The following is a 14239-nucleotide window of genomic DNA, read 5'->3' on the forward strand; positions in this document are numbered from 1 at the left end:
ATGGCACCAAGAGATTACGATTCAGAGCTGTTGGACTTCCTCTTCGGCTTCCAGCAGCTCGTGGTAGCGGTTGCGGATCGTGACCTCGGAGATGTTCGCGACTTCGCTGACCTCGCTCTGGGTGACCTTCTCGTTGGTCAGCAGCGACGCGGCGTACACGCCGGCCGCCGCGAGGCCGACCGGGGACTTGCCGGAGTGAACGCCCTGCTGTTTGGCGTTCTGGAGCAGCTGGCGAGCCCGGCGTTCGACTTCGTCCGAGAGGTCGAGATCGGAGGCAAAGCGAGGGACGTAGCTCTCGGGATCTGCCGGCTGGATCTCCAGGCCGAGCTCGCGGACGACGTAGCGATAGGTCCGGGCGATCTCGTCTTTCTCGACGCGAGAGACGGCGCTGATCTCGTCGAGCGAGCGCGGCGTGCCGGCCTGACGAGCGGCGGCGTACAGCGACGAGGTGGCGACGCCCTCGATGGAGCGGCCGGGCAGCAGGTCCTCGTCGAGCGCGCGGCGATAGATGACGCTGGCGGTTTCGCGGACGTTCTCGGGCAGGCCCAGCGCCGAGGCCATGCGGTCGATCTCGCCAAGCGCCTGCTTGAGGTTGCGCTCCTTGGAGTCGCGTGTCCGGAATCGCTCGTTCCAGGTACGCAGGCGCTGCATCTTCTCGCGCTGGCGCGAGGACAGGGAGTTGCCGTAGGCGTCCTTGTCCTGCCAGCCGATGTTGGTCGACAGTCCCTTGTCGTGCATCATGTTGGTCGTCGGTGCGCCGACGCGGGACTTCTCGTCTTTCTCGCTGGCGTCGAACGCGCGCCACTCGGGACCGGGGTCGATCTCGTCTTCCTCGACGACCAGTCCGCAGTCTTCACAGACGGTCTCGCCGCGTTCGCTGTCGGCGACCAGATCGCCCCCACACTCTGGACAGACGTGCTCTGATTCGTCCTCGGTCTCCTCTGTGTGCTCGGTCTCGTCCGTAAATCGTCGGATGGTGGTATCGGTCATTGGTTGGAGTGACAGCCGGGTCAGGGACCCGAGAAACCTTCTAGCGATTACACTGTTGTTGTCGCGTCGACTTAAAAGTTTTGGCTATCGGCGAATTCAGATTTCCTGAATCACAAAACAAGCTTTGCTAGTGTGATGTCGCACCCCTACCGAGCGGCGGTCGAACTCCGTTCCGAGCCGCCGTTCCCAGGGTATCGAAACCCTTACCGCCGGGCCACCGCTCCGGGGATGTATGAGTGAATCCGTCGTCGATCCAGACGAGGTCCGTCACGTCGCGGATCTCGCCCGTGTCGACCTCGACGACGACGAGGTCGAACGGTTCACCGAACAGTTCGCGGACATCCTCTCTTACTTCGAGACGCTGGACGAGGTCCCCGAAGTCGAGCGGGAGGCCGAACTGACCAACGTCATGCGTCCGGACGAGACCCACGAGGGGCTCAGCCAGGACGAGGCGCTCGAAAACGCGCCGGACAGCGAGGCCGGCCACTTCAAGGGCCCGAAGGTGTCGTAAGATGGCGACGGAGTACAACGCCTACATCAGCGACGAGACAATCGAGGGCGCGGACGAGGGACCACTCGCCGGGCAGACGGTCGCGGTCAAAGACAATATCTCGACGAAAGGCGTCCAGACCACCTGTGGCTCGTCGATGCTTGCGGGGTACGTCCCGCCCTACGACGCGACGGTCGTCGAACGGCTCACGGCGGCCGGCGCGACCGTCCCCGGCAAGACCAACATGGACGAGTTCGGAATGGGGACGACGACCGAGACCTCGGCCTACGGGCCGGTCGAGAACCCCGCCGCTCCGGGCCACGTCCCCGGGGGCTCTTCGGGTGGCTCTGCCGCCGTCGTCGCTGCGGGCGACGCCGACATGGCCCTGGGGACCGACACCGGCGGTTCGATCCGCTGTCCCGCCGCGTTCTGTGGCGTCGTCGGCATCAAGCCCACGTACGGGCTGGTCTCCCGGTACGGGCTCGTCGCCTACGCCAACAGCCTCGAACAGATCGGCCCGATCGCGCCGACCGTCGAGGAGGCCGCGGAGCTGCTCGAAGTGATCGCCGGTCCCGACGAGCACGACGCGACGACGCGAGATCACGAGGGCGCGACTGAGGGCCTCGCCGACGCCGCCGACGGCGACGTCGACGGGCTCTCGATCGGCGTGCCGACGGAACTCGTCGACGGAGCGGACGAGGCGGTCGTCGAGACGTTCTGGGACGCGATCGACGAACTTGAAGCACAGGGTGCGAGCTACCACGAGGTCGACCTCCCGAGCGTCGAACACGCGGTCGAGGCCTACTACGTGATCGCGATGTCCGAGGCGTCGTCGAACCTCGCACGCTTCGACGGCGTCCGCTACGGCCAGAGCGGCGGCTACGAGGGCAACTGGAACGAGAGCTTCGCCAACGCACGCGAGGACGGCTTCGGCGAGGAAGTCAAGCGACGGGTCCTGCTCGGGACGTACGCGCTCTCGGCGGGCTATCACGACAAGTACTACAAGAAGGCCCAGGACGCCCGCGCGTGGGTCAAACAGGACTTCGATTCGGCACTCGACGAGGCCGACGTGCTGGCCTCGCCGACGATGCCGATCCCGCCGATGGAGATGGGCGAGAGCCTCGACGATCCACTGACGATGTACCTGGCCGACGCCAACACGACGCCGGTCAACCTGGCGAATCTCCCGGCGATCTCCGTGCCTGCCGGCGAGACCGACGACGGACTCCCGGTCGGCCTGCAACTGGTGGGTCCCGCCTTCGGCGAGAAACAGCTGATCCGGGCCGGCAGCGCGCTGGCCTGAGTGGACGGCGAGCGGAGCGAGCCGTTTTTCGCCCACGTTTTTCGAGGAGAGGTTCGCGAGTACCGCGAGCGAACCCGACGACGAAAAAGGTGGTCGCGTGAGAAACAGCTGATCCGGGCCGGCAGCGCGCTGGCCTGAGTGGACGGCAGCACGCTGGCCTGAGTGGACGGCGACCGCTCCGAGACGCGCATTCACAGCGGCGCTCCCCCGTCTGCCACGCTCACCGATACTTTTTCACTGTGCTGGGACGAATCCGTAAATGATGCCCTCCCCCAACTCCCTCGGTACGCGGTTCCGGCTGGCCGCGCTGGTCGCGCTGCTGGTCGCCTTCGACGCGGTCTTCGTCGTCGCCGTCTACTGGCTGGGTCATCTGGCCGCCGGCCTGTTCTCGTGGGCCATCACCTACGAGTCCGCCGGGCTGGTGGTCGACGCGTTGCAGTTCCGGACGCTCCCGTCGCCGCTGGTCGTCGCCGTCGGGACCGCGGCGACGCTGGCGGGACAGTCGGTGTTTGGCTACCGGATGAGCGCCAACACCGTCCCTGGCCAGCGACAGACGTTCCGGGACCTCTTCGCGCCGGTCGCCGATCCGGTCGAACCCGGACAGCCTTTCGGCGGCCTGCTGGCCGACCGCTCGCACGCGGTCTCTGCGGACGATGAGGACGAACGCGATCCACGCGTCGTGCCGACGTTCGACTACGGCGAGTACCGCGAGCGCGTCGCGGCCCGGCTCACCGGGCTGGCACAGCTCTCGGACACACCGATTCCGGACGTGCGGGTCGTCGACAGCGAGACGCCGAACAGCTACGTCGCCGGGCGGCCCGGCGAGCAGATCCTCGTCGTCACGACGGGGCTGCTTCGCACGCTGGACGACGAGGAACTCGACGCCGTCCTGGCTCACGAGCTCGCCCACATCAAGCACGGCGACGCGTTCGTGATGACGGCCGCTGGCTTCCTGCCGACGGTCACGGCCCGCGTCAACGGAGGGACGATCGAGTTCCTCCGCCGATCCGGACTCGGATACCTCCCCGGCGTCGAGCAACCCGAGGACAGTGACACCGTCGCGTTCGGCCAGTTCCACGTCGCGATGGTCGCGCTCTCGCCGATCGTCCTCGCGCTCTCCTCGGCGCTGTGGCTCGCGAGCACGGCCTGTTACCGATCGCTCTCGCGAGTGCGCGAGTTTCACGCCGACGCCGGGGCGGCCGCGATCAGAGGGTCGCCGGCCGCCCTCGTCGGCGCACTGGAGACGCTCGAGGACCTGCGTCCGTCCGAGGACCTGCGGACCGCCCAGACCGGCGTTCGCGAACTGTGCGTGTTGCCCGACGCGATCGACGACGAGGACGGGATCGATGGCGACGATGCCATCGCCCGGACGCGGCGTCGGTGGCGCTCGGTGGCCGCTCGCGCGCTCCCCTCCTCGCATCCGCCGATCGAATCACGGGTCGCCGCGCTCCGAGAGCAGGAGCGCACGGGCCGCCGATAGCGGGACCGTGCGGGGCTCGTCTGTACTGACCACTGCCATGTGGTTAGCAGCCGGGCGACCGAGCGGTCCGAAGGACCCGGACGGTCGCCCGGTCCGCTGAACCGAGCGGGCAAAAGGTGGTTTAGAAGAAAAAGAGGCGCTCGGCGGCGTCCTCGGTCAGCGGCGCACCGTACTCGGAGATCTCGACGGCCTCGGCGTGGTCGACGGCGGCACCGGCGTCCTCGCCGTAGCGGTCTTTCAGCTCGGCACGGAAGCGGTCGGCGACGTTGATCTCGGTGTTGGCGGCGAGGTGGTCGACTCCCTCCTCGGTGAGCCACTCGCGACGGGCGTCAGCGCCCTCGGGGACGTTCTCCAGCTCGCCGAAGGTGTAGGGGAGCCACTCGTACATCTGGGAGACGTGGCAGTCCATCGCGTCGATCTTCCGCTCTTCGACGTCGCTCACGTCGAGGACCACGTCGGGCTCGAAGGGTTCGGGCTTCTGGAAGTGGTCGGCGACGTAGCCGATGACGGGGTTCGACTCCATGGGCTGGGTGCCGGGGACGATGTTGGGAACGATCAGCGAATACGCGGCGTCGCGCACCAGCTGTGCGGTGTAGCGGTGGTCGGGGTGGTAGTCGTTGGGCCGGGGTCCGAGCACCAGATCCGGGTCGACCCGGCGGATGTAGCGGATGAGCTTCTTGCGGTTGGCGAGCGTCGGTTCGAGCAAGCCGTCGGCGATGTCGAACACGTCGTAGTCGATGCCAAGCGTCTCCGCGACGGCCTCGGTCTCGCGCTTGCGTCGCGCAGCGAGCTTCTTGCGGTTCATCTCGTGGTGGCCGGCACTCCCGTCGGTGACGGAGAGGAAGGTCACGTCGTGGCCCGCCGCCGCGTACTTTGCCGCGATACCGCCGGCCTTGATCGAGCAGTCGTCCGGATGCGCACCGATCACGAGGAGGTGCTGTGTCTCGCTCATACCCGTGTCTCGTCGGGGGTGAACGAAACGCTTTGGATATTTCCCGCTGAGAGAACCTGTCAGATGACCTGTTCGTAGATGTCCGCCAGTCGTTCCACGGAGTGTTCGACGCTCGTCTCCCCGCGGCGGTCCAGACAGCGCTCTCGGAGTCGTTCGGACTCGTCGAGCGCCCGCTCGATCGCGTCGCCGAAGGCGTTAGTGTCGCCCTCGGGGTACTTGTAGCCGGTGACGCCGTCGTCGATCGTGCCACTCAGCGCACCGCTGTCGACCCCGACGACCGGCGTCCCACAGGCGTTTGCCTCCAGCGCGACCAGTCCCTGGGTCTCGACCGGGCTGGGGAACGCGAACACGTCGAGTGCGGCGTACAGCTCGGGAAGCTCCGCTCGGTCGAGGAACCCCAGGAAGTGGGCGTCGACGTCTGCCGCCTCGGCCGTCGCTTCGAGGTCCTCGCGAGCGGGTCCGTCGCCGCCGAAGACCAGCGTCACGTCCAGTCCCTCAGCGGCGGCGACGATGTCGTCGAGGCACTTCTCGTAGCCGTGGCGCCCGGTGTATCCCACCAGCGGGCCGTCCGGAAGACCGTGCCGCTCGCGAAACGCCGCCGTCTCCATCGGTGCGAAGAAGTCGGTGTCGACGCCGTTCGCGAGCACTTTCACCGGCGTCGAGACGCCGACGGTCTCCCGGAGGTGTCGAGCGGTCCGTTCGCTGGGCGTGATGACCACGTCGGCACCGTTCAGGAACCACCGCTCGTAGCGGGTCGCGCAGTTGCGAATCAGTCGTTCGATGGTGCCGTTGAGGGAGACGTACTCGGCGTACTCGCCGGTCGGCGTGTGGTAAGACGCCACCAGCGGCGCGTCGTTGCTCCGGGCGAACCGCTTTGCGGCCAGCCCGAGACTGAACGGGGTGTGTGCGTGGACCACGTCGGCCGCCTCGACGGCCGTCGGGATCTGCGGTGCCGCGACGCGAAAGCCCTCGTAGAACGGGAACGGGAGGCTCGACACCGGGTGTTCGCCGGCCGTCGCCTGGTGTTCGCTCCGGGGATAGATCACGTCCATCTCGCTGTCGCGGCGCGTCCACTGCTCTCGCCAGGTCTTGACAGTGTAGGTGACGCCGTTGACCGTCGGGAGGTATGTGTCGGTGAACGCAGCCACGCGCGGCAGTGCCATCGGCGACGTTTGATCGACCACGCCTTAAACCGTTGCTATCTCTCGCCGACAGCCTCTGGCACGTCCCCGTCGAGGACCCGTTCGTAGATGTCCGTCAGCTGTTCGCCGACCCGGTCGAGTCCGTGTTCGCGAGCGGTCGCTTTCGCGTTCTCGCCCAGCCGTTCCCGGAGATCGGGATTCGCTTCCAGCCGTTCGAGCGCGTCGACGAACTCCCGCTCGGACGAGCAGATCAGGCAGTCGTGGCCGTCCTCGTAGTACTCCGAGAAGGCGGGGATGTCCGAAATCACACAGGCTTTCCCGCAGGCCATCGCTTCGAGCACGACGATGCCCTGGTTCTCGACCTTCGCGGGGAACATGAACACGTCGCCGGCCCCGTAGGCCCCGCGGATGTCGTCGACCCACCCCGAGAACGTGACGTTGTCCGGCGGATCACCGGTCCACTTGCGCACCGTCGCGGACGCGCTCGGTCCGGTCTCGTAGGTGCCAAACCAGGTGAAGTCGTAGTCGGTCCGCCGGGCGACCCTACAGAAGGTAGAGAGCCCCTTGCGCTCGAAGACGTTGCCGACGGCGAAGATCCCCATCCCCTCGATGCCGTAGCGCTCGCGGTACTCCTCGCGGAACTCCTCGTACCCCGTCAGCCGGTCGAGGTCGATCCCGTTCGTGATCGGCCGGATCGGCGCGTCGATCGGATACGACTGCAACACCCCTCTCGTGTACTCGCTGGGACACAGCACGAGGTCGGCCTGCGAGTAGAACCACTTGAGGTACCTCCCCAGGGCCGGGGCGACGACGTTGGCCCCGCGGAAACTGTCTCGGAAGTCCTCGCGAGTGACGTGTGCGTGGCAGATTACCGGCGTGTCGGTCCGCTGGGCGTGCTTGATGGTCGCGGCCGTTCCCGGGCCGATCATGTTGCAGTGGACGAGGTCCACGTCGGTGAACGCGCGCCCGCCGGTGAGCTTCGACCGGACGGCGTCGACCGGATGACCGCCCTCCCACGGCGAGGTGACGACCTCGACGTCTCTGTCGGCGAGCGCCGCTCGCTGGTGTTCGACCGACGTACCGATTCCGCTGCGGTCCAGCCAGCCCGCGACCTCCAGGTAGTTCAGCGTGCGCACAGGGATCTGTCCTCCAGTATCCGACAAAAGTCTGTCGGTCCGATGCGAAACGTATTCCCGTCGTGTCGGCGGAGTTGCCGCCGATGGCCGACGAGATCGAGATCGCTCGCGAGCGGATCCGACGACTCCACGACCTCGCTCGCGAGGCGGCCGGCGACGGCAACGACGAGCGTGCTCGGGAGTACGTCCGCCGCGCTCGCCGCGTCGCCGAGCGCAACCGTCTCGGACTCCCGCGGCGGTTCAAGCGTTTCACCTGTGACGCCTGCGACGCCTACCTCCGTCCGAGCGTCAACGCGCGGGTCCGCCTTCGTGACGGCCACGTCGTCGTCACCTGCGACTGTGGGACTCAGGCGCGCTATCCCTACGAGTGACGGCCGACTGCCTGCGTTCCCGTTCCGCCTGTTGACCAAGTGTTTAAGTCCGCAACAGTAAAATCGGGACAGTATGAGTGACAAGGACCGCCGACAGCGGATTCACGAACTCGACGCCACGCTCCGTGTCGGCAAGCAGGGTATCGATCCGGTCGCCGACGAACTCTCGAACCAGCTCGACGACCGCGACCTCGTGAAAGTGAAGTTCCTCCGGTCTGCGCTGGGCGGGACGACGACCGAGGACGAGGCCGACGAGCTCGCCGACCTCGCCGGTGGGACCGTCGTCCAGACGAGAGGTCACACCGCCGTGTTCGAACGATGACGCAGGGGACGCCGGTCGTCGACGATGACCCGACGCCACTGGCCCAGATTCTCGCCGACTTCGGGGTTCCCTACGCCGACTCGATCGGTCAGGCACTGACGTTCGTCGCCGTCTTCCTGGCGATCTACCTGTTCGGCCGCGCCGTGATCCTCCCGGTGGTCAACCGCGCGCTCAAAGCTCGGGACCTCGACGCGCACGCCCGTAAGCCGCTGAAGAAGATCGTCAGTATCGCCGTCGTCTTCGTCGGGATCTCGGTGGCGTTCGGGGCCGCACAGTTCGGCAGCTTCCTCCAGTCACTGGCGACGATCGCCGCCGCCGCGACGCTGGCGATCGGCTTCGCGATGCAGGACGTGCTCTCGAACTTCGTCGCCGGCATCTTCATCTTCACCGACAAACCGTTCCGCATCGGCGACTGGATCGAGTGGGACGACCACGCCGGTGTCGTCGAAGACATCTCGTTGCGTGTCACCCGCGTCCGGACCTTCGACAACGAGCTGCTGACGGTGCCCAACTCTCAGCTGACCGACGGCGTCATCAAGAACCCCGTCGCCAAGGAGCAACTCCGCCTGAAGTTCGTCTTCGGCATCGGCTACGACGACGACATCGACAGCGCAACTGAGATCATCCTCGACGAAGCCGACGAGCACGAGGGGATCCTCGCGGACCCCGAACCGTCGGTGCGCCTGATCGAACTGGGCGACTCCTCCGTGGGACTCCAGTCTCGCATCTGGATCGCGAACCCCTCGCGGGCCGACTTCGTCAAGATCCGTGGCGAGTACGTCAAAGCCGTCAAACAACGCTTCGACGAGGCGGGTATCGACATCCCCTACCCGAACCGCACTATCGGCGGTGGTCTCGAACTGGCCAACGTCGACGGCCTCGTGGAACCGACCGACGACGACTGACCACCGTTTCCATCCGTTCGTCTTCGCGGCCACTCGTCGTCGCAGTGACGAACGTTTTACCGTCAGCTTCCCGACGAACACACAGTGACAGCATTCGATCCAGAGAAGTTCGAACGGAAGTACGAGCACTACTTCGAGGAGCTCGAAACAGCGTACTCGAACGCGTACCAGCAACTCCACGGGCAGGTCGACTCTGCGGTCCTCCGAACGATCGACCGACAGGTGCTCAGTGAGAGCGAACCGGTATACGACGGTGACGGAACGTTCCGCGTCACTCTGCCCGACGACGCGAAAGAGACGGCACGACCACTACCCGGCGACGAAGATACCTTCGATGCCGTCCTCGAGGAGTTCACCGACCGCATCGAGGACGAACTGCGCCGGCTATTCGAGTTCGACGAGTAAGGCTACCGACGACTCTTTTGTGCAAGTGGTGCGCGCGGCGTGTCCGCTGTGGACAGGATAACAGCGTATGAATGAGATGGACAGCGAGATTGCCCGGCGTTCGGGCGCAGGTAGTCCCGTTTGCCTCCTCCACCCCGCGATCCGACGAGCGACAGGTGTACGAGGGTCCGCTGCTCACTTCCGTGCCTGGCGGAGTGCCCTCGTCTAACCACAGGCGAACGCCCCTGCAGGCGCAGCCGTGTGGACCGCTGTCCCCGTTGGACGAGGCTTCGACGTTAGCTCACGGGGCCTGCGTCCGGCAGACCGGACGCCCCCGAGTTTGGTCCCCGCTCAAGACCGTAGTGCGGGCGAGGAGGGGGGCCTAACCCCTCGACCTAGTCCACTCTGAAATCCGCCGCCACAACTTAAGGACCTTTCGGAAAGACGGGACAGCGTGGTGGTCGTCGCCACGCGGCCGGCTAGATGAGCCGCTGGGCGCGTGCGTACCACGCTGCGGCGGCGGGCACACAGAGCGCGGTGACCACGAGCGCCCCGCGGTGATACCCCAGCACGTCTGCCGTCGTGAGCTGTGTCACCATGCTCTGGGGGACCGTAATGGCCCAGACCGCGGCCAGGACCGTCATGAACAGGCCCAGGACCAGCGTCGCCCCGGCGACCAGATCGGGTGGCGACCGGCCCTGTCGCCCCGCGGCGAAGACGATGATCGCCACGCTCGCAAAGAGGCCGACGACGAGCGGACTGATCGCCCCGGCGGCGAAGTACGCGCCCACGGCGCTGCTCTGCTCGACGACCGCGTACGGTGCCGCGAGGACCGCGAGGACGGCCAGCGATGCGACGATGCCGACGGTCGGTGCGAGCCGCAACTGCTCCATACTCGGAGGTGGATCTCCGCCGGTCTTATACTGTCGGTTCGTGGCGGGCGTGGCTTCTTTCCACACGTGGTGTTCGGGAGCCGAAAGGGCCACAAGGGTGACTCACGATAGCTCGGCCATGGGACTCGGAAGCACGGCCAAGAAGGTCCAGAAGCTCGCGGATCTGGCCGAGAAGATGTACAAGCGGATCAACCACATGGTCGAGCAGCTTCAGGACCTTCGGGGGACGGTCGACGAGACGGGGGCACGCGTCGAGGAGATCGAACGGGAGCTCGAACAGCACCGCACGCTGCTGGAGGCGATCGCCGAGGAGCACGACATCGACGTCGACAGCGCCGTCACCGACGCCGTCATTCAGGACGCCGAAGGGGCGGACCCGAGCGGCGACGCGGCATCGCCGGAGGACCCGGACACTGCCGGAACGCCGTCGGAGACCACCGAAGACGCCGACTGACCGAGCGCCCGGCTGGGCCGTCGTGTCACTGACTCATACGGTTTATTGTAGTTGCTTACCGGTGATCGTCGCCACGGAGTAGACGATCACCGGTAAATCGCTACAATAATCCGTATCACCGTAGCCGCTCGTGCTCGACTTTGAGACACCGATCCTGGACGACCCGTAGCCCCGCGTTCTCGGCTCGCTTCGCGGCGTCGTCGTCACGGATTCCCAACTGCGTCCACAGCACGCGCACGTCCTCGCGGTCGAGCGCCTCGTCGACGATACCGGCCACCTCCTCGCTCGGTCGGAACACGTCGACGATGTCGACCGTCGCCTCCACGTCGGACAGCGAATCGTACGCGCGTTCTCCGAGGATCTCGTCGGCGAAGGGATTGACTGGAACGATACGGTAGCCCTGTGATTGCAGATACGCCGGCACGTCGTGGGCCGCTTTCCCGCTCGTCGTCGAACAGCCGACGACGGCGATCGTGTCGTAGTCGAGGATCTCCCGGAGCGTGTCGTCAGAGTCGACGGGCATACGGACATCTACCGACGGCGTCGACAAAAGCGTGCTGTCGATCCTGTCCTGTGCGCCCCCTCCAGCGGTGGTCGTCCTACGGGTTCGCCGACTCGGCCTCGGTCGGGAGATCGACCGCGACGATGCCGCTCTCGTCGAGTTCGACCGTCCCGTCGAACAGCTGCTCGATCGTGTGTAGCGTCTGTTCGTCGTGAGCGGTGGACTCGATGACGTGGAGGCCGACCGCGTCGACGTCGTCGACACGGCTCGTGATCGCGTGCATGAACTCGAAGACCGTCTGTAGCGTCGCGTACATCAGCAGCGTCGACAGCGAATCGACCATCACGCGGTTGCGCTCCCGGCCGAGGTCGCCGTAGAAGTACTCGATGAAGTTCGAGAATCCCAGCCCGATCCCCGTCATGTCGACCGGCGACGTCGCGTACTTGACCGTCAGCGTGTCGGTCGTCGACCGCCCGACGTGCTCGGTGACACAGTCGACGATCCCGATCGCTCGCGCTTCGTCCTCGTCGTCGAACCCGAACTGCCTGGCGACCCGCCGGGCGCTGTCACGCGTCGTGATCACGATCGCCCCCTGGTCGGCGTCGAGCCCGTGGGCGAGAATCTGTCGAGCCAGGCGGCGCTTTCCCGTCAACGGCGGCCCCTTCACGAGGATGTTCGTCCCCGGTGCAACCATCCGTCCGTCAAGTTGTTCCCCCAGATCGTACATCGGTAGTCGTCCGTGTGCGACGCTAGCCAGGCGTGCACAGATACGGTAGCCCATGCTTCCCGTTCAACAGTTATTGCTTTTCGGGATTCGGCAGCAATCGTGGGACGCGAACACGTAACCCGGTGCCCGCGAACCGGGGAGTTTAAACCGGGACGCCCTCATAGCAATTAGCACAGGGCGCTTAGCTCAGCCTGGACAGAGTACGTGGCTTCGGACCACGTTGCCGGGGGTTCAAATCCCTCAGCGCTCGTGGCTTTTCGCGAACGAACGTGAGCGAAAGAGCGGAGCGTACCGGTGATTCGAGCAGATGAGACGATCACGGCGAGTCTCGGCGCGGTCCATCCCCCGGCGCTCGCTTCTCGGCGGCTCGCAAAGACGCGAGCGGCCGGTTCGGGAACGACTGTGGATTTGAACCCTGGGAGTCGCAGCGGTCGAGCAGAGTGAGGCCGACCGTCTCCATCCGGTTCAAATCCCACAGCGCTCGCTTCTCTGCGGCTCGCAAACACGCGAGCCGCTGGTTCGGGAACAACTGAGGATTTCAGAGCCATTTTCAAGCAGTACTGGACTTCGTTTACTCAGCGTTGACCAGCCCTCTCTAACTAAACGATCTCCGAAAATCATTTACTCAACGGAGCGCTATCGAGAGTAATGAAAGACGGGTACCTGATCGATACACCAGCGCCGGGGAAGTACCTGTCCGCCGATTCGACAGCATCACTTCCCGCATCGAAATTCTATCTCCCAGACGATCTTCCACCGTCGTTGGAACTCTCTGCCGAGGTCATCGAGGCACACGGGCGAGCGATGCATTCACTCGGTCGCCTCGACGGTTTCTGGAGTAAGGTCGACGACCCAGAGACTGCCTTTGGCCTGTTTGTGTACAAGGAGGCAGAACAGTCCTCGCAGGTCGAAGGGACGCAGGTGACCGTCTCAGATATGCTTCAGAGAGGGAGCGATTCGAAGGACGTACGAGAAGCTCGGAACTACGCTACGGCGCTCCGGGATGCAACTGAGACGCTGATCAATCAGGGTCGGAGTCGACAGCAGCTCTCGCTCGCTCTCCTGCAATCACTGCACGAGTCGCTGATGGAAACCGGACGAACGGACGACGAGGATCCACGACCGGGCGAGTTCCGGGATCGATACGTCTGGATCGAGGAAGAGCAACAGCGTGGCTACGGTACCGCTGTCCGATTCGCTCCCCCGAAACCGGAGATCGCTGTGTCGAAGATGGACAATTTCGAGGAGTACATGCAGCACGGAGGGTACCCGACGCTCGTCGATATCGGGCTGCTCCATTACCAGCTCGAAACGGTTCATCCGTTCGTCGACGGCAACGGTCGTGTCGGGCGGCTGTTGATCGTCCTGATGCTGATCGCTGACGACATTCTCGTCCACCCGCTGTTCTACCTCAGTTCCTATATTCGTCGTAATCGCGACGAGTACACGGATCGCTTGCTCGCAGTCAACGAGGAGGGAGAGTGGAATGCCTGGCTCGAATTCTTTTTGATCGGAATTCGAGAACAGGCAGACGAAGCCTTTACTCGCGCGAAATTACTGCTTCAGTTGCGGGAGGGATATCGTCAGGAATACAGTGACGCCGCTCCCTCGGTCCAGGCCCTGATCGAAGCTCTGTTCACCGAACCTATCTTCACCGTCTCTCGGGCAGCCGAACTGATCGATATGTCGTACCAGGCAGCGAACAAAGCAGTCGACCGACTCGAAGCAGACGGTGTCGTCGAGGAACTCACTGGTCAAGAACGATATCGTCAGTTTCAGGCGAACGAAGTACTCGGGGTTCTGAACAGAAGTCAGGCTGAGATTCCCGCTCCCGGTGAACTAATAGCTGAGTAAACTGTCGTTCGATCAGAACGCGTTCGGCCGGGATGGATCTACTCGATCGGTCGATTTCCCCATTACGTTCTCCCAGTGGGACTTCTTTCGCTGTCTGGCCGTCTTTGAGACCCGTATAGATCCTCGCAGCGTTGCTCTACTGAAGACCCGTTCAGCAGGCGAACGAGCGCCCTCAGCGCTCGTAGCTTTTCGCGAACGGACGTGGGCGAAAGAGCGGAGCGTACCGGTGATTCGAGCAGACGAGACGATCACGGCGAGTCTCGGCGCGGTCCATCCCCCGGCGCTCGTGACTTTGCGACGGGCGGAGCCGAGGGGGTCGGGCACCGCTCTGACA

16 protein-coding genes, 1 tRNA gene and 1 other RNA gene are annotated in these 14239 nt (G+C 65.0%); 10 read left to right on the forward strand and 8 right to left on the reverse strand.

What is annotated here, in order from left to right:
- Positions 1-21 precede the first annotated feature (21 nt).
- Positions 22-990, reverse strand: a complete 969-nt coding sequence (locus HMUK_RS09550) for a transcription initiation factor IIB (protein ID WP_015762946.1) — start codon at positions 988-990, stop codon at positions 22-24.
- Between the two features lie 232 nt (positions 991-1222).
- Between HMUK_RS09550 and gatC the strand changes: the two genes are divergently transcribed.
- The 3 genes from gatC (at position 1223) to HMUK_RS09565 (ending at position 4263) form a co-directional block, all read left to right on the forward strand.
- Positions 1223-1501, forward strand: coding sequence for an Asp-tRNA(Asn)/Glu-tRNA(Gln) amidotransferase subunit GatC (gene gatC, locus HMUK_RS09555; protein ID WP_015762947.1), 279 nt, complete (start codon positions 1223-1225; stop codon positions 1499-1501).
- Position 1502: 1 nt separating this feature from the next.
- Positions 1503-2783, forward strand: coding sequence for an Asp-tRNA(Asn)/Glu-tRNA(Gln) amidotransferase subunit GatA (gene gatA / locus HMUK_RS09560; protein WP_015762948.1), 1281 nt, complete (start codon positions 1503-1505; stop codon positions 2781-2783).
- A 262-nt stretch (positions 2784-3045) separates the two neighbouring features.
- Entirely contained in the window at positions 3046-4263 is a 1218-nt protein-coding gene (locus tag HMUK_RS09565; RefSeq protein ID WP_015762949.1) for a M48 family metalloprotease, read from the forward strand.
- Between the two features lie 121 nt (positions 4264-4384).
- Here the strand turns inward: HMUK_RS09565 and HMUK_RS09570 are convergent, their stop codons facing one another.
- The 3 genes from HMUK_RS09570 to HMUK_RS09580 are packed head-to-tail and all read right to left on the reverse strand — an operon-like array spanning position 4385 to position 7493.
- On the reverse strand, positions 4385-5215 hold the full coding sequence (locus tag HMUK_RS09570; protein WP_015762950.1) for a PIG-L deacetylase family protein: 831 nt from the start codon (positions 5213-5215) through the stop codon (positions 4385-4387).
- A gap of 59 nt (positions 5216-5274) precedes the next feature.
- On the reverse strand, positions 5275-6378 hold the full coding sequence (locus tag HMUK_RS09575) for a glycosyltransferase (protein ID WP_015762951.1): 1104 nt from the start codon (positions 6376-6378) through the stop codon (positions 5275-5277).
- Between the two features lie 35 nt (positions 6379-6413).
- Complete coding sequence (locus HMUK_RS09580; RefSeq protein WP_015762952.1) at positions 6414-7493, reverse strand: glycosyltransferase family 4 protein; 1080 nt, start codon at positions 7491-7493, stop codon at positions 6414-6416.
- Positions 7494-7576: 83 nt separating this feature from the next.
- Here HMUK_RS09580 and HMUK_RS09585 point away from each other — a divergent pair, with 83 nt between their 5' ends.
- From HMUK_RS09585 to HMUK_RS09600, 4 genes are all read left to right on the forward strand, one after another.
- Positions 7577-7864: a ribonuclease P protein component 4 gene (locus HMUK_RS09585; RefSeq protein WP_015762953.1), complete on the forward strand. Its 288-nt coding sequence runs from the start codon at positions 7577-7579 to the stop codon at positions 7862-7864.
- A gap of 73 nt (positions 7865-7937) precedes the next feature.
- On the forward strand, positions 7938-8186 hold the full coding sequence (locus HMUK_RS09590; RefSeq protein WP_015762954.1) for a YhbY family RNA-binding protein: 249 nt from the start codon (positions 7938-7940) through the stop codon (positions 8184-8186).
- Positions 8183-9091 carry a mechanosensitive ion channel family protein gene (locus tag HMUK_RS09595; protein WP_015762955.1) on the forward strand — a complete coding sequence of 303 codons (909 nt, stop codon included), beginning with the start codon at positions 8183-8185 and terminating at the stop codon, positions 9089-9091. The genes HMUK_RS09590 and HMUK_RS09595 overlap by 4 nt, the downstream gene beginning before the upstream one ends.
- Before the next feature lie 84 nt (positions 9092-9175).
- Positions 9176-9496, forward strand: coding sequence for a DUF5783 family protein (locus HMUK_RS09600; protein ID WP_015762956.1), 321 nt, complete (start codon positions 9176-9178; stop codon positions 9494-9496).
- 74 nt (positions 9497-9570) lie between these two features.
- Here the strand turns inward: HMUK_RS09600 and ffs are convergent.
- Positions 9571-9881, reverse strand: an RNA gene (gene ffs / locus HMUK_RS16785) — signal recognition particle sRNA.
- Positions 9882-9954: 73 nt separating this feature from the next.
- Positions 9955-10368, reverse strand: coding sequence for a DUF7548 family protein (locus HMUK_RS09605; RefSeq protein WP_015762957.1), 414 nt, complete (start codon positions 10366-10368; stop codon positions 9955-9957).
- A gap of 118 nt (positions 10369-10486) precedes the next feature.
- Here HMUK_RS09605 and HMUK_RS09610 point away from each other — a divergent pair, with 118 nt between their 5' ends.
- Positions 10487-10822 carry a DUF5798 family protein gene (locus tag HMUK_RS09610; RefSeq protein ID WP_015762958.1) on the forward strand — a complete coding sequence of 112 codons (336 nt, stop codon included), beginning with the start codon at positions 10487-10489 and terminating at the stop codon, positions 10820-10822.
- Between the two features lie 115 nt (positions 10823-10937).
- Here the strand turns inward: HMUK_RS09610 and HMUK_RS09615 are convergent, their stop codons facing one another.
- Both HMUK_RS09615 and HMUK_RS09620 read right to left on the reverse strand, forming a co-directional pair.
- Entirely contained in the window at positions 10938-11345 is a 408-nt protein-coding gene (locus tag HMUK_RS09615; RefSeq protein ID WP_015762959.1) for a CoA-binding protein, read from the reverse strand.
- A gap of 76 nt (positions 11346-11421) precedes the next feature.
- On the reverse strand, positions 11422-12051 hold the full coding sequence (locus HMUK_RS09620) for an RAD55 family ATPase (RefSeq protein ID WP_049940888.1): 630 nt from the start codon (positions 12049-12051) through the stop codon (positions 11422-11424).
- A gap of 175 nt (positions 12052-12226) precedes the next feature.
- Between HMUK_RS09620 and HMUK_RS09625 the strand changes: the two genes are divergently transcribed.
- Both HMUK_RS09625 and HMUK_RS09630 read left to right on the forward strand, forming a co-directional pair.
- Positions 12227-12301: transfer RNA gene (locus HMUK_RS09625), tRNA-Arg, on the forward strand.
- A gap of 398 nt (positions 12302-12699) precedes the next feature.
- Positions 12700-13905, forward strand: coding sequence for a Fic family protein (locus HMUK_RS09630; protein WP_015762961.1), 1206 nt, complete (start codon positions 12700-12702; stop codon positions 13903-13905).
- Positions 13906-14239: the final 334 nt, after the last annotated feature.

The organism is Halomicrobium mukohataei DSM 12286 (genome assembly GCF_000023965.1).
Lineage (GTDB): Archaea > Halobacteriota > Halobacteria > Halobacteriales > Haloarculaceae > Halomicrobium > Halomicrobium mukohataei.

Excerpts from the sequence above, each read along its gene's own strand:
- HMUK_RS09550 (WP_015762946.1), bottom strand. The coding sequence starts at position 990 with ATGACCGATACCACCATCCGACGATTTACGGACGAGACCGAGCACACA.
- gatC (WP_015762947.1), top strand. The coding sequence starts at position 1,223 with ATGAGTGAATCCGTCGTCGATCCAGACGAGGTCCGTCACGTCGCGGAT.
- gatA (WP_015762948.1), top strand. The coding sequence starts at position 1,503 with ATGGCGACGGAGTACAACGCCTACATCAGCGACGAGACAATCGAGGGC.
- HMUK_RS09565 (WP_015762949.1), top strand. The coding sequence starts at position 3,046 with ATGCCCTCCCCCAACTCCCTCGGTACGCGGTTCCGGCTGGCCGCGCTG.
- HMUK_RS09570 (WP_015762950.1), bottom strand. The coding sequence starts at position 5,215 with ATGAGCGAGACACAGCACCTCCTCGTGATCGGTGCGCATCCGGACGAC.
- HMUK_RS09575 (WP_015762951.1), bottom strand. The coding sequence starts at position 6,378 with ATGGCACTGCCGCGCGTGGCTGCGTTCACCGACACATACCTCCCGACG.
- HMUK_RS09585 (WP_015762953.1), top strand. The coding sequence starts at position 7,577 with ATGGCCGACGAGATCGAGATCGCTCGCGAGCGGATCCGACGACTCCAC.
- HMUK_RS09590 (WP_015762954.1), top strand. The coding sequence starts at position 7,938 with ATGAGTGACAAGGACCGCCGACAGCGGATTCACGAACTCGACGCCACG.
- HMUK_RS09595 (WP_015762955.1), top strand. The coding sequence starts at position 8,183 with ATGACGCAGGGGACGCCGGTCGTCGACGATGACCCGACGCCACTGGCC.
- HMUK_RS09605 (WP_015762957.1), bottom strand. The coding sequence starts at position 10,368 with ATGGAGCAGTTGCGGCTCGCACCGACCGTCGGCATCGTCGCATCGCTG.
- HMUK_RS09610 (WP_015762958.1), top strand. The coding sequence starts at position 10,487 with ATGGGACTCGGAAGCACGGCCAAGAAGGTCCAGAAGCTCGCGGATCTG.
- HMUK_RS09615 (WP_015762959.1), bottom strand. The coding sequence starts at position 11,345 with ATGCCCGTCGACTCTGACGACACGCTCCGGGAGATCCTCGACTACGAC.
- HMUK_RS09620 (WP_049940888.1), bottom strand. The coding sequence starts at position 12,051 with ATGTACGATCTGGGGGAACAACTTGACGGACGGATGGTTGCACCGGGG.
- HMUK_RS09630 (WP_015762961.1), top strand. The coding sequence starts at position 12,700 with ATGAAAGACGGGTACCTGATCGATACACCAGCGCCGGGGAAGTACCTG.